Origin of the sequence: Paenibacillus borealis, from assembly GCF_000758665.1 — a bacterium.
GTDB lineage: Bacteria > Bacillota > Bacilli > Paenibacillales > Paenibacillaceae > Paenibacillus_AQ > Paenibacillus_AQ borealis.
Genome location: NZ_CP009285.1, coordinates 4,731,060 through 4,749,881 on the forward strand (window position 1 = coordinate 4,731,060; position 18,822 = coordinate 4,749,881).

Genomic DNA, 18,822 nt, shown 5'->3' on the forward strand with positions numbered 1-18,822 from the left:
TATGATGGCGTTACTTGATATGTTCTTCTTCAAGGCCCAGCTTGCTGTACATCTCGGTACAATAGCCCTGAAGCTTAATTTCCAGTCTGCTCGCCTTGTTCTTGAACCGTTTCAATTCGCGGATCATATGGGCTCTTCCCGCCGGAGTGAATGTCTCCTGGATCCGTTCCTTGAAATAATCATGGACAATGTGATTGCGTTCTTTCCATACTGCCTGTAACTGGCTTGTTTCTTCCTCCGAGAATGGAAAGTGATGCTGGATTTCTTTGATGAGCTGGCCGAGTGAATTGCTAAGCTTGCGTTGATACAATTCTGCTATCTCTGCGTCTGTTGGCGTTTTGCCCTGTGACAGCTTGGTCAGCAGCAGAAGATTGGTTAATTGCTGCTCCAGTGCCTGGCAATAATAAACGGCCAGTCCGAAATAAGCAAATAGCTCTTTGGATTGTTCACTCTCCGGTACTTGTGTATCCTTCATCTTTCCTCCCGTTCTTGATCTGGTTATTAGCTCATATTGTTTTGTTATAGTCCATGCGGCCGGAGCGGTAAATGTAGAATCCGGTCAGCAATATTATGTACACCAGCACGTGGGCATAGGCTCCAAGCAGGGACGACAACGGCAGCGCATCCGCATTCATCATCGCGTCCATGACCGGATATACGGGCGGCAGCAGCACCGGAACAATAGGTCCGGGCACCAGTTCAGCAACTTTGCCGGCGCTGACCGACAGAATGATCGTGATGAGCATCAATCCGGCGGCGTAGCTGGTTCTGGACACCCACGAGGACTGCAGATACAGGGAGATGGCAATACCCAATACACCAAGCAGAGCATGTCCGGTAAAAGCAAGCAAGATCCGGCCCAGTCCGGCTGGTTCGTTGAAGCTCCCGGTCACAACCGGATAAATGACAATGAAGAGGTCCAGCAGCAAGGTGAGCAGGACGAGTGTAAGAATGCCGCCGATGCTGTAGCGGCGGGCACTGCGGAGCTGGACGATGGCTACCTGTTTCTGCACCGCATGCTCATGATTCAGAAAGCTTAATCCCAGCCAGGCGCAGGCAACAAATAAAAAGACTGCCGTAGCGGAGTAGCTGTTCATTACCGGATTGGGCTTGTAGGAATACAGGATTAACACGGCTATAATAATGCCGGCAACCGGACCGAAATACCGCTGGGAGACACTGTAACTGTGCAAAAAGTATCCGATGAGAGCTTTCACCCGCGTCCGCTCCCCTTCTGGTCCTTCGGGTCCATCCACGCCGCTATGCCGCTTGATTCCCCAAGACGTTCTACCGAAACTATGGAACCGCCCGCTGCAAGAATCTGCTTCAGGCAGGCATCCGACACGGACTGCTCTACAGTCAGGCTTGTACAGGCAGTTCCTGCAGTCTCCGGCGCTGGCAGCATACTGAGTACTCCAGGCCATGCCTTGACTGATTCCTGTTCCACTGGCGGCAGATCCGTATAGATGATATGCACTGCAGGTGCCGGCCGCAGGTTCTCCGCTCCATGAATCATCCGGATCACCTGCCCTTCCTGCAGCACATACACGGTATCTGCCAGGGCTTCGACAGTCTGGACCTCATGCACGGAGAAGACCAGTGCTGTCCCCTCCGACTTCAGCTCCTGCAGCAGTTCCATAAGGATATGCTGTGCCGGAATATCCAGCCCGGACATGGGTTCGTCCAGCAGCAAAAGCTGCGGCCTGATCAGCAGGCTCTGGATCAGGTTGACCTTCTGCAGCATTCCCTTGGAGAAGCCTGCCATGGGGCGGCTGCGAAATGCTTCCAGCTTAAAAGTATCCAGAAGTCCGCTTACCCGGGATTCTGTTACCGCCCGGGATAGCCCGGCAAGACGTCCCATGTGGTGCAGGTAATCTTCCGCTGTTAATTTCAAACCCGGAAACGCTTCGGGCGCATAACCTGTTGTCAGCCCATGACGGCCGTATGTAAGTTCACCGGACGACAACCTCAGCAGTCCGGCGAGAATGGAGAGCAGCGTACTCTTGCCGGAGCCATTCCGGCCGATCAGCGCCGTGGCCGTGCCAGGGCGGATTATCATCGATATTTCATTTAGAACCGGGCGGCTTCCATACAGCTTGCTCCCCCGGGTGAGTGTTATAAGCGGCGGTACCTCCGTGTCTTCCGGCAAAATGATTCTGTCTGTACTCTGAAGGATCATTCGGCTCTGGCCTCCTTCATCTTGTGCAAGGCTATGGCCGCATGAACTGCAACCAGGGTTCTCTGCTTACTAGATTCGCCGGAACTCTCCTTTTCTCCTTTTGGATTTTGCAGATTGGTGAATTTCAAAACCAAAAAAACCAGAACCGTGCAGAATGAACCCGCACCCGTCTGGCTTTTGTTTGGATATATGGGAGTGTTTAATTCTGCATTATGCGTATACCTCAACGGCTCCGCTTACCAGTCTGCAGGCCATTGCCGCACTGCGGCAGGCATCGATACAGCTCTGGCAGTGGTTATGCTCATGTCTGCTGCTTGCATCTGCACAGCGTTCACAGATATCGGCGCATAACCGGAGAATCTCCACCACGAACGGGCTCTGCCGGGTCATTGCCTGGATGGCGAAAGAACACATGTCAGCGCATTCGCGGTCCAGCTGGATGCTCTCCCGGAGTGCAGCCAAATCATATTCTTTCAGGCTTGAGACATAGCTATAGTTACAGGCATCCATACATTTAATACAAGCATCAATGCATTCCTGATATTGAATTCGGGTCATAGCCTTAAACCTCCTGCAATTATTATAGGATATGCCTATGTATTAACCTGCAAGAAAAGGAACGAACCATTCCCTCCGGTTCCACGGAGTGTTACAGGCTTCTTTTGACGGCAGCCGGTCTTGCCGGCAGACGTTTCTCCAGCCGCAGAAGTTCCGTGCGCAGCCCGCTGGAAGAGAAATGTTCACCGATAAATACGGCAACATCAGGCACCTCGCCCTGGGGAGTGATTTTCATGAAATCCGCTTCCCGGTAGGCATATTGAAACAGAAACCGGCTGGAGGTGTCGTTAAAAGATACAATCCCTTTAGCCCGGTACACATCACGCGGCAGCTCCTTAACAAACCGTTCAAATTCCTCGCTGTTCACCGGATTCTTGAAATAATGCGTATACGCCATCACATGATCATGTGATGCATGCACCTGCCCCGCTTGTCCATCCTGTGCATTGTGCACATGCTCTTCTGCCGAATCACGGTCTTCTGTATAAACTCCACCGATATTGCCAAGCAGAGCTTCCGGCTCCAGCTCACAGCGTACAGCAGGCAGGATCCCGGCATAAGCATTCCATTTGCGCAGCACCGCCGTTATCTCTTCAGCTTCCTCTGCGTTGATCCGGTCTGTCTTGTTCAGGATGAGCACGGAAGCGCAGCGGATCTGTTCCTGCATGAGGCGGTACGTTGCCCCCTGCTGGGAACGGTACAGCTCCAGGAGATGGGCGGCATCGACCACAGTAATCAGGCCTTTCAGCTCCACCTGCTGATACAGTGAGGTTTCGGTAACCGCATCGACAATCTCCAGCGGATTGGCCGCACCAGTCGCTTCAATGACGACTACATCCGGTGATTCTTTTTTGACCAGAGTGGTTAGTTCTGTGCTTAAATCGCCCCGGCTTGTGCAGCAGATACACCCGCCCAGCATCTCGGCCATCGGCACAGACTGCTCTACCAGCAGACCATCCAAGTTGACCTCGCCAAGCTCATTCATGATGACCGCCGGCCGGAGGCCTTGCGTCTTCCAATGCTCCAGCAGCCGCTGCAGTAATGTAGTCTTGCCGCTGCCGAGAAATCCCGACAATATATAAACTGGTAATGACTGTTCCAAGTTCACTCGCTCCCCGCAAAAATCAGTTATGGTAGCGAGTGTACTACAATGCCCGCCTCTGTGCAAGACACCTGCCCCTTACTGGCGCTGCTGCCTGTCCGGCATGAACTTGTCTTTGCCTCCTTCATCCCCTATCATGGGGGTTATAAGCCGTTCATTACAGACAAGAGGAGCTGGTTCGCATGACCTCCGTAGAAGAACACCGGCGTGAAGCCCCCGATTCAGTAGCTTGTTATATTATTACGGTCTCGGACACCCGGACCATGGAGACGGACACCGGCGGGCCGCTGATCCAGAATATGCTGGAGGAAGCGGGCTACACCGTTATCGGCCGCACGATCGTCAAGGATGATTATGAGGATATCCGCGAACTGGTCTACAAAAACTCCGTCCATTCCGGCATTGAAGCCGTACTGCTGACTGGAGGGACTGGCATTTCGCCCCGCGATACGACTTATGAGGCGGTTGCTTCACTGCTCGACAAATCGCTACCGGGTTTCGGAGAGATTTTCCGGCTGCTCAGCTTCACTGAAGATATCGGCTCTGCCGCCATGCTTAGCCGGGCTATTGCCGGCACGATCGGCAGTACGGCAGTATTCTCGATGCCCGGCTCCACCGGTGCAATCAAGCTTGCCATGGAACGGCTGATCCTTCCCGAACTGCGCCATGTAATGCGCGAGATCTACAAGCGATCCTGAAGCCCGTGACAATATAGCCGTACACCTATTTATCAGCGACAGGGACAAATGAACAAGCAGGCTCCTGTACAGCGCGTATACTGGCATAAGTCCAACCGCGAAGGAGCTGAATGTAATGAGAAATTGCCCGAAATGCCCCGTCCAGACGGTCACTGACCCTACAGAGGTTGTCTATGAAGATTACTATCATCCGCAGGTAGTCCAGGTTATCCATCATGTCGAAGTCGTCAGACGCCATCACTGTGTTCCGGTTCCGCAGCATATCTACACTTACTCCGTCCGGGATGAAATGTGCGGTATTTCCGCAGCTACGCGCGGCAGAAGAAGATAACACTCCCTTCCCGCTTATACTTTACCGTTAACTGCAGAAGGCAGACCTGCCAACCGCGTCTCTAATGAGGCGCGCGCTGGCTGGTTTGCCTTTTTTTGGGCTGCCCTCAAATGGCATTGACAACTTCTGGAGTTGTAATTATACTATTGAACACTTTACGCGAAAGTGGTTTTTGATTAACCATATGGTTAACCGGAAAGGAAAGAGATGAGCTCACTCCAACGATTGCAACGCAAGATCAGAACTGTTGTCTGCCCCTATCACGAAATGCTGTGCAGCCTGCATGTGCTCCATCAGCCGGAGCATCACCCCAAACGCCTGCACTGGGCTAAGGAACTGTTAAGCAGAATGTCCCCTTCCCTTGCGGAAGGAATACAGACGATCGGGAGGCTGTCCGACAGCTGGACAGGGCTAACGCTTATGGACCGCCTTGGCTCATTCTCTTCCAGCCAGGAAGGCATCCGGGTGCTTAAGGCGCTGCCGGACACTGAGCTTATTCATGTGATGCTGAACGGCAGGATATCACTGGGTACGATTCTGGAGTGGCAGCATGGACTGCTGCCGGGGCACGGCAAACCCGTAACTCCGCCGGATGAACCTGCCCGCTACCTGCTGAAGCATCTGGAGTCTGTACGCAACCTCCTGATCACCACCCTGGAGGATTACGAACAGGAATACTTCCGCAAGGAGTGGGAGTATATTCAGCCTTGGATCCATACCGCAGCGGCACAGTTTCAGGAAGCAGCCGCACGCTCTGCGGAGAAAGCGCTGAATTCACTGCATCCCCGGCTGCATGCCGCCGAAGGGACCATTACTGCGCAGAAAGCGGTCACCTATCATTTTGAATATGAACAATTGCAGCAGATCTTTGTGCTATCCTCCACCTTCATTTTCCCCCATCTGCTGATCGATTGGACCGGGGACAAGGGAAGGCTTATGCTGCCGCTTGCTGTTGATATTCCCGGGCTGGCCTTCAATGAAGCGCCGCCGGAAGATCTGCTGCGCCAGTTCAGGGGGCTCGGCGATGCAACACGCCTGCGCATGCTTAAGCTGCTCTGGCAGGCTCCGCACTGCACGAAGCAGCTCGCTCCGGTGCTTGGCATCTCGGAGGCCGCCGTATCGAAGCAGCTTAAGCTGCTCAGCGAAGCCGGACTCGTCACTTCGGAGCGCAAGGGGAATTATTTGTTTTACTCCAGCAGCAAGGAGGCGTTTGACAGCCTGATTGTTCTGCAAAGGCAGTATTTTGAACAATGAATCTAATTCCCGAGTAAGGAGATGTCCGCCCGTGTGGCAAACCGCGATTGCAACCGCTGTAAGAAACCAGAGGTCCAACCTCAGGGCGTTTCCCTGGAATTTCACCCTGGGTCACATTATTGAAGGAGCCTATCTGGTTCTGGTCGCCTATTTCTCGTATGTTTATTTGATTCAGGGGGATTTGGATGACAAATTCGCCCTTTATACCGGAACACATAACTATCTGGCATTTGCTATCATCGGCGGCACTTTGAATATTTTCTGCGTCAGCATGATGATGAATGTCTCCAGGTCGCTAATTACCGAATGGAGGGAAGGCACACTTGAGGCGCTGCTGCTCTCGCCTTCAAGCAGGAACGGCTATTTCCTCGGAACGGCTGTGCAGCAATTTTACCGCAGCGGGTTAATCCTGGCGGCTGTTCTCGCTTTCGGCATTCTGGCCGGTTTACGGCTACCAGTCCCTCATCTGCTGTCTGTGTTGGCCGGAGCCTTCCTCTTTATCCTGTCTACCTATGCAATGGCACTGGTGATGGGCAGTGTGATGCTGCTTACACGTGATACATACATCGTGCAGAATACGTTGTTCACCGTAATGACCCTGCTCTGCGGCTTCCAGTTCCCGCGCCAGTATCTGCCAAGGTTCCTGCAGATTGCGGCGGAGATCTTCCCGCTTACCACTTCGCTCCAGCTACTGCGCGGTGCGCTGCTGACCGGGGAGACGGTATCTTTGACGGACCTCCTGCCTGCACTGCTGCTCAGTCTGGTCTATATTGCTGTAGGGTTATGGTGCATCTCCAGGGTGGAACGCCGTTTATTCGAGAAATTCTAAATAAGGGAGGCTGATGTCAAGTGATCCGCATGAATGAGGTTACCAAAATCTATCAGACCAAAAACAGGCTTGGCCTGTTCCGCTCTGAAATCAAGCTTCACACCGCTGTCAAGGCACTGTCGCTATCCATTGAACCGGGTGAGGTTGTCGGCCTGCTCGGCCTGAACGGCGCCGGCAAAACCACAACGATCCGCATGCTCTCCACCCTGCTCGATCCGACTTCGGGGAGCATAGAGGTGGATGGACTCTCCATGGACGATAACCGGAAAGCAATACAATCGAAGGTGAACATGATTCCCGGCGGTGAACGGATGCTGTACTGGCGGCTCACCGGCAGGGAGAACCTGGAGTATTTCGGCAGGCTGTACGGACTCAGCAGCATGGCAATCCACCGGGAAAGCAGCAGGCTGCTGGATGAGGTTGGGCTGGCTGAAGCGGCTGACCAGCCGGTCGAGCAGTACTCCAAAGGGATGAAGCAGCGGCTGCAGATCGCCCGCGGATTAATCAATGATCCGGCTTACTTATTCCTAGATGAACCTACACTGGGGCTGGATGCACCCATTGCACGGCAGCTGCGCGGAACGGTACGGAAGCTCGCCAAGGAACAGGCAAAGGCATCCTGCTGACCAGCCATTATCTGCAGGAGGTTGAAGAGCTATGCGACCGGGTGTATATCCTGCGCCGCGGCGAGCTGCTGCTCTGCGACAAACCCGAGGCTATCGTCTCGCAGATTGCCGGTTCACAGACCGCGCATCTGGATGTAAGCGGATGGGACGAGTGCCTCCGGCCGCTGCTGCTTGCCCATCTGGGAGCACTGGGCCATCCGGCGCAGCTGGCGGGCGGGCAACACGCTGCCGGACTAATCTCTTCAAGCCCGGATGAAACCTATAGAATCTCTGTACAAACGCCTGCAGCGGACAGGCTGATTACAGAACTGCTTCCCTGGGTGAGTGATCACGGTCTGCAGATCCACAGCTTTTCCTGCGAAAAGCCAACCTTGGAGGATGCTATTATACTCCTCTCCGAAGAGCGGGCCTCATGAGACCCGGCGGCCTATGGATGACAATTGCCGCTGAACTCACGAAGCAGCACAGAAACCGCCGGAAGGGACGGGCAACCTTCTTCTCCCTGCTCTTCTGGCCTATCATCAGCTTCTTGACCTCTTATTACACGATGAAGCCCTACCGGACCGGGGAAGGCTCTGTGTTATCACGGATCATCCCGGATGAACGTATCCCGTTGTTTTTGCTGAGCGGCTACTTAGTATTCCAGCTGTTCTGGACAGTGGTGGAAACGGCCTGGATTTTTGAGCAGGAACGCAGAGACGGTACTGTTGAGACCGTCTTCCTGACTCCGGCATCCAAAATAGCCTTCCTGTACGGCCGTTCCCTCTATTCCTTATTGCATGGAATATGGATGTTCGCGGCCTTCTCCATTCTGACGTTTGTGTTTGTTTCAGATACTGCATCAGTTAATTGGGCGGCTCTAACCCTTGCTCTGCTGCTGATTACCATTGCCGCTATTATCTGGGGGGCAATGCTGAGCGCGGTGTCGCTGTTCTCCCGGGAATCCTCATTCCTCTATTATATTTTTCAGACTCCGATGGAGCTGTTCGGGGGAGTCCGCATACCTCCAGCCGTCTTCCCGGCCTGGGCAACGGGGCTGTCCGCCCTGTTCCCGGTGACATACAGCCTGATTCTGGTACGCGGAGCATTATACGGCACTACCGGCCGGGTCTGGTGGCTGGCGCTGACCGTTCTGATGGCGGGCAGTCTTCTGCTTGCCGGTTGCACCCGGTACATCTTGTACCGCGCAGAGCGCCATGCCCGCCTGAAGGGTAACTGGAGTTTGTTCTAGACAAGATAACCTCGCAAAGCGGGGCCTTAACTTCGAGGATGAATCAGGCACTTTGCGGGGATCCCCAAACATAATAAGTCTTCACTTTCCGGTAGAAACGGCTACGCGTCCTTAAGAGGGTAGCCGTATTCTCGGAGCAATATAAGGAATCGGCTCCTGAGGAGGACTGAGATTCCGCTATTTGGCCAAATCTGCAGGAATCTTGATGTATCCGGACTGAGATTCCGCTATATACGCTGAAATGCCTCATTTCAAGGTCTTTAGAACAAGATAAAGGATTCTCAGTCCGCTTCACCCCGGTTACGGGGCTTTTTGACGAAATAACGGATTCTCAGTCCGCTTCAGCAAAAAGGCCCATTCCGGGGAAAGCGGCCTTACTTCTGTACAAAAAGTATTTGATACTGATCACGTTCTTGCCTATTATCATACCCGCCCCTATTATCCTGTTCACATTATTACAATTCCGAAGAAGCACATCATAGCCATCTCAAAAAACCGCCCGCAGGCTACAAGCAGCAGAAGCTGCATTGAACCTGCGGGCGGTTGTCTATGAATGTATAATACTGCACCCGGAAGAAGCTTCACCGGTACGTCCCCAGCACCCGGTCATAAATATCCTCAATCAGCCGCAGACCGCCGTTATAACCGGCATACCCGCAGTTCAGGATCAGCCGGTAGGTAATGGGTACACTGACCGGCAGCAGATCCGCTCCAAGCTCGGCGGCAAGATCGCGTTCCCAGCCGCTGCCCAGAATAAGCGCACGCTGCGCCGGTTTATCCAGCCGGATCGCCTCCTGGATAGCCCCACCGTCCTCTACAAATTCCACATTGGCTGAACGCCTGGAGGAAATGGTCCGGAACCGTTCCACAATCGCAGCGCGGTATTCCTCAGGTGTATTATCCACGACATATTGCGTCTGTGCCGGCAGAATACCCAGCTCATTGAGCAGGTATTTGGCAAGTCCGACCGCGTAAGAGGCATCCAGCATCGTATAGAACACCCGGGGCAGGCCATAACGGAATTCCAGCATGAAATCTGCAGTCCGTTCAATATGGGTATAGAATTTGCGTTCCTCCTCTGCAATAAAAGCTTTGGCCGCCGCTCTATCCACACTGCTGAAATCCGCGACTTCCCTGAGGAAACGGCCGGTCTCTATCCCGCCGACAGGCAGATAAGGAAAATGATAGAACGGTGTGCCATACTTAGCCTCCAGCAATTGCGCACTCTTCAGTCCGGGCCAGGCGGACACCACGATGTTGAACTCGGCCCGGGGAATGCTCAGCCACTCCTCTACCCCGCCGGACTCTGGTCCGAACAGCACACTCACCGTAAGACCGATCCCGGTCAGGATACGCTTCAGCTCCTGCAGATTCCCGATCCAATACGGGTCCTGATAGGGCACCGAGGCGAAGACGTTGACCAGTCCTGGAATGACAGAGGTTTTGTCTGCAGCGAATTTATCGACATACTGTTCAACAATGGCCTTGATAATCAGATCATGACTGACATAATTATTGCTCTTGAATCCGCCGGTTTCGGCATAGACTACCGGTTTGCCTGCTGCCTGGAATTCACGGGTTACCTGTCCCACATCATCCCCTACAATATCCGAGGTGCAGCCGGTAAGCACCACAAACAGATCCGCATCTATCACCTTGAAGGCTCCGTGAATCACGCCACGCAGCTTATTCTCCCCGCCGAAGACAATCTCCGCTTCACTGGAATTGGTGCAGGGAATCGTACTTCCACCCGCATAACCTTCCCCCTGCCCCAGAAACCCATGAATTTTGGTGCTGCAGCCCGGTCCGGCATGGACCACGGGAACAGCGCGGTGGATCGCGATCACCGATTGCTGTACGCCAAGCGCACAGGAGTAGCGCGGCTGTTCAATAAGCTTGGACATGAACGTTGCCTCCCAGGAATGTATACGGCGGCTGCTCCATCCACCATTTGGTGTAGGGCATGGTGCTGTGTTTGGCCAGATTGGTCACGAACTCCTTATTATCCAGCGTCTCCAGGATACGTTCGGCGTAATTCAGCAGTCCCTGATATCCCCAGCTGAAATGCTCATCCCCGATCAGCAGCGTAGGAATACCGAGCTTCGCTCCCCAATGCGTCATGCCCCCGTGGCGGGCAATCATCAGATCGGGCCGTACCCGGTTCAGAATGTTCGCCAGCTCATAAGCCTGCTTATTGCAGACATTGTAGTTGGGAACATCCCCATAGGTCTTGACGGTATGATCCAGCATATCTGCAGCCGGGTCACCATTGTCATACACCGGGTCATGATGAAAAATCGCCGCGCCCTGCACATCAATGCCCAGCTCGCGCAGCAGCGCAATCAGGGCATGACCATGTGCCGAACCGGCTGTGATGTAGCAGGTCGTCCCCGTCAGCCTGGCTCTGTATTCTTCCAGCTTCGGCAGAACCGCCGCCTTCTCTACAGCAATGATCTCCTCAATCTCCTGTTCACGGTCCAGCACCCGGCCCAGCTCCCGCATCCAGGCGTCGGTACCAGCCAGGCCATAGGCAACTGGAGCCTTGATCTCCGGCACACCGTAGACCTGCTCCAGCGCAGCTCCCAGATAGGTTCCCAGTGTCGGGCATATCTGAATGGTTGCTGCGGCTTCCGAGATCCGCTCCAGCTGAGCTACTGTAGAGAACGGAACGATATAATCGGCTTCATAACCCAGCTTGTTTAATAGTCCGGAAAACACATCGCTGCCCCAAAAGTTGATGATATTCACTTTGTTGGTCTTCTTCTCCGGCGGCTTAACGATCTTGCGGACGATGGAGTGATAAGCGGAGTCGAACCCCGACGTCCAGATCTTCGATTTGAACCCTTCGCAGAAGCAGGTGACCACGGGAATGCCCAGCTCCCGGGTCATTTTATTCGTCACGCTCTCCACATCGTCCCCGATAATTCCCGAAGCACAGGAGGTGGTTACGAAGATGGCCTTGGGCTTCGCCCGTTCAAAAGCAAGCCGGATCGTCGCCTCAAGCTTACGTGCCCCGCCGAATACAGTATCCATCTCTTCAATATTCGTATTGAAATATCTTCCAATGACCGGAGGAAGATCACGTTCCATCTGCCCTACCCGGTAAACGAAGTTATAGCCGAAGAAATCTCCGGCACAGCCTACAGGCGCATGATTCACCATCGCTGCGTCCGTAATCATGGACAATTGGCAAAAAGCGTTACCGGAGCTGCAGCCCATGCACTGGCTGAAGGAGCGGGAACCGTCCTTCAGGCCCCCGGCGTTCGAGCAGCTTACCAGGCCTGCGGCAGTGCCGGAGAACCCGGTAATCGACCCCAGCCGGAGCTCACGGACCGGAACCTCAGGGGTGTTCAAATTCACTTTGCTCATGTTCTTCTCCCTTTCCTTGTCGCGGCCGGATGGCCTACAGGGTAGTACTCCAGACTTGCGCTGCTGCCGGCGAAATGCAGGGTTTCCAGAATCCGTGAGCGCAAAAAGACAAACTCCGAGCTGCCCCGGTCACGGGGATGCTCCATTTCTACCTCAATAATCTCTTTGATCTGTCCCGGCCTTGCGGACATAATGACGATCCTGTCGCTGAGATATACCGCCTCGTCGACATCATGCGTTACCAGGATCATTGTTGTGCCGTGCAGCCTCCACAGCCGCAATAGTTCATCCTGCAGATTCATCCGTGTAAAAGCATCCAGCGCCCCCAGCGGCTCATCCAGCATCAGTACCTTGGGCTGGTTGATCAGCGCGCGGGCCAGCGAGGCGCGCTGGGCCATGCCGCCGGATACCTGATGGGGATAAGCATTGCCGAAGCCCTCCAGCCCGACCATCCTAATGAATTCGTCAGGCTTCCTGCGGTTCTCCTGATAGACTTTACGGGCCTTCAGCCCTGCGGAAATATTCTGGCGGATCGTCATCCAGGGAAACAGGTTCGCCTGCTGAAAGACATAACCCCGCTCATAATGCGGGCCATGAATCCGCTCGCCATCCAGCGTGATTTCACCGCTAGCACACTCATCCAGTCCTGCGATCAGGCGCATAAGTGTTGTTTTGCCGCAGCCGCTGGGACCGATGAAGGAGACGAAGCTGCCGGATTCAATCTCCAGCTCCACCTCTTTGAGCGCTTCAACCCTGCGTCCGGTGTCCTCCTCATAGCTGCGGCTGACCTTGCGGATGCTCACAGCACCCCTGACAGTCCCGAAGGTTCCCGGCTCTCCCGCCTGATCTGCTTCTCTCGCTATACCTCCTGCTGTTTCCCTCCGGCTCATTTCACCAGCCCCTTCTGCCACTTGAGCACCTTGTCTCTGACTCTGAAAATTATGGCCATCACTATGGAAAAGGTCACCGCCATAATAATGATCGAAGCATACACCTTGGCATAATCAGACCAGCCTTTGGCCCAGTTAATGTACCAGCCAAGCCCGGCCCTGGCTCCGATCATTTCGGACACCACCAGCGTGGCAAAAGATATCCCCGTCGCCGTATAAATCCCGCTGAAGATGGATGGCATCGCCCCGGGAATAGCCACTCGAAATATAAGAAAACGTTCATCCGCCCCCAGCGTCCGTGCCGCTTCGAAATACGTGTTCTGCACATTAGCAATCCCGACACTGGTCATGAAAGCCACCGGAAAGCATACCGCGATCACGATCAGCAGCACTGCTGCATAGAAGCTGGACGGAACCAGAATCATCACTATGGGAATCAGCGCCGTTGCGGGTACCACCCCCATTACCTTCAGCACCGGAAACAGCCAGTAGTTCCACTTGCGGTACCAGCCGATCAGCACCCCCAGCACAATCCCGATCAGGCTGCCAATCACGAATCCAATCACCAGCAGCCGCAAGGAGTATGCGGTACTGATCAGCAGCATCTGCGCATCATTGACCATGACCGAGAGAATCTGGGCCAAGCCCGGAACGAACGGCAGCGGCAGCACTTCCAGCTTCGTCGTCAGCACATCCCAGCCTGCCAGCACGAACCCAAGCACCAGATAAAAAGGGGATTTGTACAGCACCTGCTGCCATCTCCGGCCGCTGATCCTGCCGCGCAGGAGGAAGTGCAGCGCAAAATAAACAATGAACGCAAGCAGCGTGATCCGGTAAGGCAGCTGCTCCACATCCTGGCGTGACTGCAGTACCAGGCTCAGCATTAGCGCCGTTCCAAAAGAGACAAGCGGCAAACCCGCACGCAGCGGATCAGGAATACGAAAGGCTTCGCGTGTACGCCCTCCCAGCACCAGATTGCGGTTTACAAGGCTCATGATTCTGCCGGCCTCCTACTTAAACACATCATAATAAGCCTTCTTCAGGAATTCGTCCGGGTCGGTATCTTTCTTCAGGAAGCCGGTCTTGCTGAACTGCTTGACGAAATAACGGATATCCTCCTGAGCGGCATCGGTCGTGTAATTGAAGTGATAGCTCTCAATCAGATCCGTCACGAGCTTCACATCATCCGTCGCAACATATTTCTTCTCAATCTCCAGCTTTGCGGTTTCCTCCGGATGCTCAGCGATCCATGCCGTCGCCTTCTGGTAAGCACGGGCAATAGCGGCTACACGCTCCGGATCTTCCTCAATCTGCTTGCCGGAGGCGTACAGGAAGCAGCAGCTTTTCCCGGCAAAATTGCTGTCGGTCGAAATATCGGCCAGTACCGTATAACCGTTATTCACTTCAGCCAGCTTGCCGAACGGATCCCAGGCGGCGTATACATCAATTTCGCCTTTTTTGACACCTTCCTGCAGCTGATCGAGCGGATACGCCAGCCATTGCACATCCTTTTGCGGGTCCAGTCCGGCATTAGTCACTACTACGCTCGCCACTGCCATCGGCACACCGCCGATTTCATCGACACCAATCCGTTTGCCCTTCAGATCGGCAGCGGTCTTAATGTCCGAACCCGGTGGAACTACGAGCTTAATGCAGCCGTGATGCAGCCCGCCGATTACCTTGAGGTCAAGCCCCTGCTGGATGGAGGTGAACCAGACGAAGTCGCCGTTCGTAACCGTGAATTCTCCCGTAGTCAGGCCTGTCTTCATTGCATCCATCGAACCGCTGACCAGTTCGACATCCAGACCTTCTTCGGCAAAGAAGCCCTTCTCGTAAGCCACATAGCTCGGCGCTCCGCAGACAGCTCCGCTCAATGCCTGGATTTTGAGCTTGCCGTATTTGTAGCTGGCCGGAGCCGCTTTGCTGCTGTTTGATGCTGCCGCATTGCTTGAGGGAGCTACTGCAGCAACTGCTGGCGCAGATGTTGAATGATTATGGTTGTTAGCAGATGTTTTTTGATTAGCCGCATTATTTCCGCATGCCGTGACCACCAGTAATGCAGAGGTGACCAGCAGAACGGCCGGCAGTTTTTTGCTAGTATTCATTTCGTTAACTTCCCTTCCCGCTTCGATATTTTATACCAGACTCTCCACAAATGCCGCCGCGAAGGCCTGCTCCAGGTCCCGGATCAGATCGTCTGCGTCCTCCAGTCCGATGGACAACCGGATCGTATCCGGAGTAATGCCTGCCGCCGCCTGGTCTTCAGCATTCAGCTCACCATGAGTGGTCTTAGGGGAGTTGATGATCAGCGATCTGGCATCCCCGACATTGGCATGATAGCTGAACAGCTTAACGGCATTCAGGAATGTACGAAGCTGTTCCTCATTGCCGCCAAAGCCGAAGGTGAAGATCGAGCCTGCCCCTTTGGGGAAATACCTGGCGGCAAGCGCCTGGTACGGATTCCCGTCCGCCGCAGGATGACTCACCCAGCTGACCCTGTCATTCTTTTGCAGATAATCTACGATTCTAAGAGCGTTCGCCACCTGCTTGGATATCCGCTCCGACAAGGTTTCCGTGCCCTGAAGCAGCAGAAAAGCATCAAACGGACTAAGTGCTGCACCGAAGTACGCCAGATAACTCAGCCGGACTCTTGCGGTAAAAGGAGCCTCCGGGAATACCTCCAGAATGCTGCGCTCACGGCCTGTCTCCTGCTCACGCAGCAGGTATTGCGGCTCTGCGAAATGCGGGAATCTGCCGCCCGCCCAGTCGAACTTGCCGTTCTCGACAATCACACCGCCGAGGGTAGTGCCGTGACCGCCGATAGCCTTCGTAGCCGAGTAGACGATGATATCTGCACCATGAGCGAAGGAATCGAATAAATAGGGAGTGCCAAAGGTGTTGTCAATGACCAGCGGAAGACCGTTCTCATGGGCTACAGCCGCTATAGCTTCAATATCAAGAATCGTAGAGTTAGGATTGCTGATGCTCTCAATCAGAATGGCTTTGGTATCCGGCCGGACCGCCCGGCGGAAGGCTTCAGGATCATCCGAATCCTCGACAAAATCAACGTGAACGCCAAACTTGGGATATAAATGCTTAAGTGCATCAAACGATCCTCCATACAGGCGCGGCGTAGTGACAATCCGGCCTCCGCCTTCCGCCAGATTCAGCAGCGCATAGGTTACCGCCGCCATCCCGGAAGCTACAGCAACCGCTCCCGTCCCCTTGTCCAGCGCAGTCAGCCGCTGCTCCAGTACCGCAACCGTCGGATTAGCGATTCGCGTATACAGATATCCGGCTTCCTCCATGCCGAACAATTTCTCCGCCCGCCCCACACTGCCCAGATCATAAGAGGCCGTCTGATAGATCGGCACGGCCACCGCATAATTATGCTCCCGTGAGTCATAGCCCGCCCGTACCTTCAGCGTATCGAAACCCAGATTGTGATCAGCCATTGTTATCCCCGCTTTCTTTCCTGGTTATAGCTTGTTAAATCTTAAAATAAGACAGCAGACGTCCGTATTTAAGTAGCGATACTCCAATATCATCCTTCGTAACAACAGCCATAATGTCCGCTTGACGCAGCACCTCCTGCGGGAAGGAGCCGATTCCTGAACAGAGCAGAAGCTGGCAGTCACGCAGTAATTCTGCACTTTCCTTAAGAATAGCCGCAGCATCCGCCTCACCGCAGGAAGCTGTTCCGTTGCAGTAAGCCTGGATTTTGCGGACCCCGAGCAGCCGGTAGCTGTCTTCTTCCACTTCATAGACCAGAAATTCAGAGGCATGGCCAAAATGCAGATTAACCCTGCCGCCGCCCCTAGTCGCAACAGCAATTCTCGTTGCACTGGCACCCGGGCTGCGCCCGGACGCCTGCCGGTTCCGGCGGACCTCCAGCTCCCCGTCCAGCTGCATAAGCCTCAGCTCCCGCTCTTCCGGTGAGTATTCCGGCAGGCCCGCCAGTAATTCCCCACCACGGTCCTCGCCCAGCAGGCCGACGGCATCGGCCCGGCACTGCCGGCAGTGGCGCATGATCGGCATAAGCTCTGCGGACCTCTCCTGCACCTTGAGGGTCAGACCGGGGTCCGGTGCCAGCCGCCCGTCCCGCTCGAACCGGCTGCCCGGTGAAATAATCAGCGGCATTATGTTGTGGGAGAATGCCCCAGCCTCCCTGGCAGCTCGTGTAACCTCGATCAGGTGATCATCATTTACACCCGGTATCAGCACGGAGTTGACCTTGACTTTAATTCCTCTGGCAGCCATGGCCGAGATTCCCTCCAGCTGCCGGGAGATTAGAATGGCTGCGGCAGCCTCGCCGCGGTAAGCTTTGCCCCGGTAATAGATCGAGTGATAGATCCGCCCGCCAATGGCCGGGTCCAGGGCATTCATTGTTACCGTGACGTGATTAATGCCGCATCCTGTGATCTCTTCAACATAATCAGGAAGCTTCAGGCCATTCGTGCTGAGACACAGCTGCAGATCGGGCATTTCCCGTGAGAGCAGCCGGAAGGTCTCGAAGGTCTGCACCGGATTCGCCAGCGGATCTCCCGGACCGGCGATGCCAACTACGGTCAGCTGGGGCAGAACCTTAAGCGTCTGCTGCACACTCCTGCGGGCCTCTTCCGGTGTAAGCACCTGGCTGACCACCCCGGGGCGGCTCTCACTGACACAGTCGTATTTGATGTTGCAATAATTGCAGTTAATATTGCATTTCGGTGCTACAGCCAGATGCATTCTGGCGAATACCTCGTGCGCCAGCTCATCATAGCAGGGGTGACGCTGAACATTCTGCAAGCCGCTCCCTCCCCAATATTCCGTTACATGGATATGCCATATGCCTTATACCGTGTGACTACAGGCTTCCCGCCGCTGCAGGTGCCGCCAGTCCGGAATCCTGCTGGACCAGGCGTTTCCCCCAATCCGCCGCCCATTGCCGCAGTTCATTCGTTTCCAGCGGAGCCGGCACCTTGGACACCGTATGTTCGGCAATGTTCTGAGCGAGACTGCGGTATACTCTGGCCTGCTCTGAATCCGGAGCTGCCTCAATCGTTGTCTTGCCCTGCAGCTCACTCTGGGTCACCGTCAGCGAACGCGGCACATATTCAACCACTCTTGTATCCGTCCGGCTGACAAAGTCGTCAACAATCTCCTTCGCATACGGGGCATTAATCGAGTTGGCAATAACTCCGCCTAGCAGTGCGCCTCCATCCTGTGAATACTTATGAATGCCCTTGAACAGATTATTCGCCGCGTAGATTGCCATGAAATCTGCTGATGTTACCGTATAGACATGCTCCGCAATGCCTTCACGCACCGGAACAGCAAACCCGCCGCATACCACGTCACCCAGTACATCATAGATGACAAAATCCAGATCCAGCTCCTCAAACACCCGCTGCTGCTTCATCAGGGATACCGAGGTGATAATGCCGCGCCCCGCACAGCCCACCCCCGGTGCGGGGCCACCAGCCTCCACGCAATAGATCCCGTTGAAGCCCTGGAAAATCACATCCTGTGCCTTAACCGCGTGGTTATCACGCAATGAATCCAGCACTGTCGGTATGTATTCTCCGCCCCGCAGCGTATTGGTGGAATCACTTTTGGGATCACAGCCGAATTGCATGACCTTGTAGCCTGCCACCGACAGCGCAGCACTGATATTGGAAGTCGTTGTCGACTTGCCAATTCCTCCTTTGCCGTAAATCGCGATCTGCTTCAATTTCTTAACCATGTCTGACACTCCTTTGATGGAATATGC

At 54.5% G+C, this 18,822-nt stretch carries 20 protein-coding genes and 1 pseudogene; 8 read left to right on the forward strand and 13 right to left on the reverse strand.

Annotated elements, in window-relative coordinates; genetic code table 11:
* Positions 1 to 10: 10 nt before the first annotated feature.
* The 5 genes from PBOR_RS19775 to PBOR_RS19800 form a co-directional block, all read right to left on the reverse strand.
* Positions 11 to 475, reverse strand: a complete 465-nt coding sequence (locus PBOR_RS19775; RefSeq protein WP_042214597.1) for a hypothetical protein — start codon at positions 473 to 475, stop codon at positions 11 to 13.
* A gap of 31 nt (positions 476 to 506) precedes the next feature.
* The gene (locus tag PBOR_RS19780) at positions 507 to 1,217 is read right to left on the reverse strand and encodes a hypothetical protein (protein WP_042214600.1); all 711 of its coding nucleotides are present in this window, start codon (positions 1,215 to 1,217) and stop codon (positions 507 to 509) included.
* Positions 1,214 to 2,179 carry an ATP-binding cassette domain-containing protein gene (locus PBOR_RS35590; RefSeq protein ID WP_052429568.1) on the reverse strand — a complete coding sequence of 322 codons (966 nt, stop codon included), beginning with the start codon at positions 2,177 to 2,179 and terminating at the stop codon, positions 1,214 to 1,216. The genes PBOR_RS19780 and PBOR_RS35590 overlap by 4 nt, the downstream gene beginning before the upstream one ends.
* Positions 2,180 to 2,389: 210 nt before the next feature.
* Positions 2,390 to 2,737: a four-helix bundle copper-binding protein gene (locus PBOR_RS19795; RefSeq protein WP_042214606.1), complete on the reverse strand. Its 348-nt coding sequence runs from the start codon at positions 2,735 to 2,737 to the stop codon at positions 2,390 to 2,392.
* 91 nt (positions 2,738 to 2,828) lie between these two features.
* Complete coding sequence (locus PBOR_RS19800; protein WP_042214608.1) at positions 2,829 to 3,839, reverse strand: CobW family GTP-binding protein; 1,011 nt, start codon at positions 3,837 to 3,839, stop codon at positions 2,829 to 2,831.
* Positions 3,840 to 4,021: 182 nt separating this feature from the next.
* Between PBOR_RS19800 and PBOR_RS19805 the strand changes: the two genes are divergently transcribed.
* The 8 genes and pseudogenes from PBOR_RS19805 to PBOR_RS38620 form a co-directional block, all read left to right on the forward strand.
* Positions 4,022 to 4,537 carry a MogA/MoaB family molybdenum cofactor biosynthesis protein gene (locus PBOR_RS19805; protein WP_042214611.1) on the forward strand — a complete coding sequence of 172 codons (516 nt, stop codon included), beginning with the start codon at positions 4,022 to 4,024 and terminating at the stop codon, positions 4,535 to 4,537.
* Between the two features lie 115 nt (positions 4,538 to 4,652).
* On the forward strand, positions 4,653 to 4,868 hold the full coding sequence (locus PBOR_RS36350; RefSeq protein WP_081972125.1) for a hypothetical protein: 216 nt from the start codon (positions 4,653 to 4,655) through the stop codon (positions 4,866 to 4,868).
* A gap of 225 nt (positions 4,869 to 5,093) precedes the next feature.
* The gene (locus PBOR_RS35595; protein ID WP_052429569.1) at positions 5,094 to 6,122 is read left to right on the forward strand and encodes an ArsR/SmtB family transcription factor; all 1,029 of its coding nucleotides are present in this window, start codon (positions 5,094 to 5,096) and stop codon (positions 6,120 to 6,122) included.
* Positions 6,123 to 6,153: 31 nt separating this feature from the next.
* Positions 6,154 to 6,951 carry an ABC transporter permease gene (locus tag PBOR_RS19820; RefSeq protein WP_042214615.1) on the forward strand — a complete coding sequence of 266 codons (798 nt, stop codon included), beginning with the start codon at positions 6,154 to 6,156 and terminating at the stop codon, positions 6,949 to 6,951.
* A gap of 29 nt (positions 6,952 to 6,980) precedes the next feature.
* The gene (locus PBOR_RS38115) at positions 6,981 to 7,577 is read left to right on the forward strand and encodes an ABC transporter ATP-binding protein (RefSeq protein ID WP_245648281.1); all 597 of its coding nucleotides are present in this window, start codon (positions 6,981 to 6,983) and stop codon (positions 7,575 to 7,577) included.
* 41 nt (positions 7,578 to 7,618) lie between these two features.
* Positions 7,619 to 7,993, forward strand: a complete 375-nt coding sequence (locus PBOR_RS38120) for a hypothetical protein (protein WP_245647835.1) — start codon at positions 7,619 to 7,621, stop codon at positions 7,991 to 7,993.
* Positions 7,990 to 8,808 carry an ABC transporter permease gene (locus PBOR_RS19830; protein ID WP_052429570.1) on the forward strand — a complete coding sequence of 273 codons (819 nt, stop codon included), beginning with the start codon at positions 7,990 to 7,992 and terminating at the stop codon, positions 8,806 to 8,808. Before PBOR_RS38120 ends, PBOR_RS19830 begins: the two co-directional genes overlap by 4 nt.
* A gap of 397 nt (positions 8,809 to 9,205) precedes the next feature.
* Positions 9,206 to 9,361, forward strand: a pseudogene (locus PBOR_RS38620) (hypothetical protein); the annotation flags it as partial.
* Between the two features lie 28 nt (positions 9,362 to 9,389).
* On the opposite strand, the gene PBOR_RS19835 reads toward PBOR_RS38620, so the two are convergent.
* From PBOR_RS19835 to nifH, 8 genes are read right to left on the reverse strand one after another with little or no spacing between them, the layout of a single operon-like run.
* Positions 9,390 to 10,712, reverse strand: coding sequence for a nitrogenase component 1 (locus tag PBOR_RS19835; RefSeq protein WP_042214617.1), 1,323 nt, complete (start codon positions 10,710 to 10,712; stop codon positions 9,390 to 9,392).
* Complete coding sequence (locus PBOR_RS19840) at positions 10,696 to 12,177, reverse strand: nitrogenase component 1 (RefSeq protein WP_042214620.1); 1,482 nt, start codon at positions 12,175 to 12,177, stop codon at positions 10,696 to 10,698. The genes PBOR_RS19835 and PBOR_RS19840 overlap by 17 nt, the downstream gene beginning before the upstream one ends.
* Complete coding sequence (locus tag PBOR_RS19845; RefSeq protein WP_081972128.1) at positions 12,174 to 13,067, reverse strand: ABC transporter ATP-binding protein; 894 nt, start codon at positions 13,065 to 13,067, stop codon at positions 12,174 to 12,176. Before PBOR_RS19845 ends, PBOR_RS19840 begins: the two co-directional genes overlap by 4 nt.
* Complete coding sequence (locus tag PBOR_RS19850) at positions 13,064 to 14,062, reverse strand: ABC transporter permease (RefSeq protein WP_052429571.1); 999 nt, start codon at positions 14,060 to 14,062, stop codon at positions 13,064 to 13,066. Before PBOR_RS19850 ends, PBOR_RS19845 begins: the two co-directional genes overlap by 4 nt.
* Positions 14,063 to 14,077: 15 nt before the next feature.
* A complete protein-coding gene (locus tag PBOR_RS19855) occupies positions 14,078 to 15,172 on the reverse strand; it encodes an ABC transporter substrate-binding protein (protein WP_042214622.1) in 1,095 nt (364 codons plus the stop codon).
* Positions 15,173 to 15,202: 30 nt separating this feature from the next.
* On the reverse strand, positions 15,203 to 16,522 hold the full coding sequence (locus tag PBOR_RS19860) for an O-acetylhomoserine aminocarboxypropyltransferase/cysteine synthase family protein (RefSeq protein WP_042214623.1): 1,320 nt from the start codon (positions 16,520 to 16,522) through the stop codon (positions 15,203 to 15,205).
* Positions 16,523 to 16,556: 34 nt separating this feature from the next.
* Positions 16,557 to 17,858, reverse strand: a complete 1,302-nt coding sequence (gene nifB / locus PBOR_RS19865; protein WP_081972129.1) for a nitrogenase cofactor biosynthesis protein NifB — start codon at positions 17,856 to 17,858, stop codon at positions 16,557 to 16,559.
* A gap of 58 nt (positions 17,859 to 17,916) precedes the next feature.
* The gene (gene nifH, locus PBOR_RS19870; RefSeq protein ID WP_042214625.1) at positions 17,917 to 18,795 is read right to left on the reverse strand and encodes a nitrogenase iron protein; all 879 of its coding nucleotides are present in this window, start codon (positions 18,793 to 18,795) and stop codon (positions 17,917 to 17,919) included.
* Between the last annotated feature and the right edge of the window lie 27 nt (positions 18,796 to 18,822).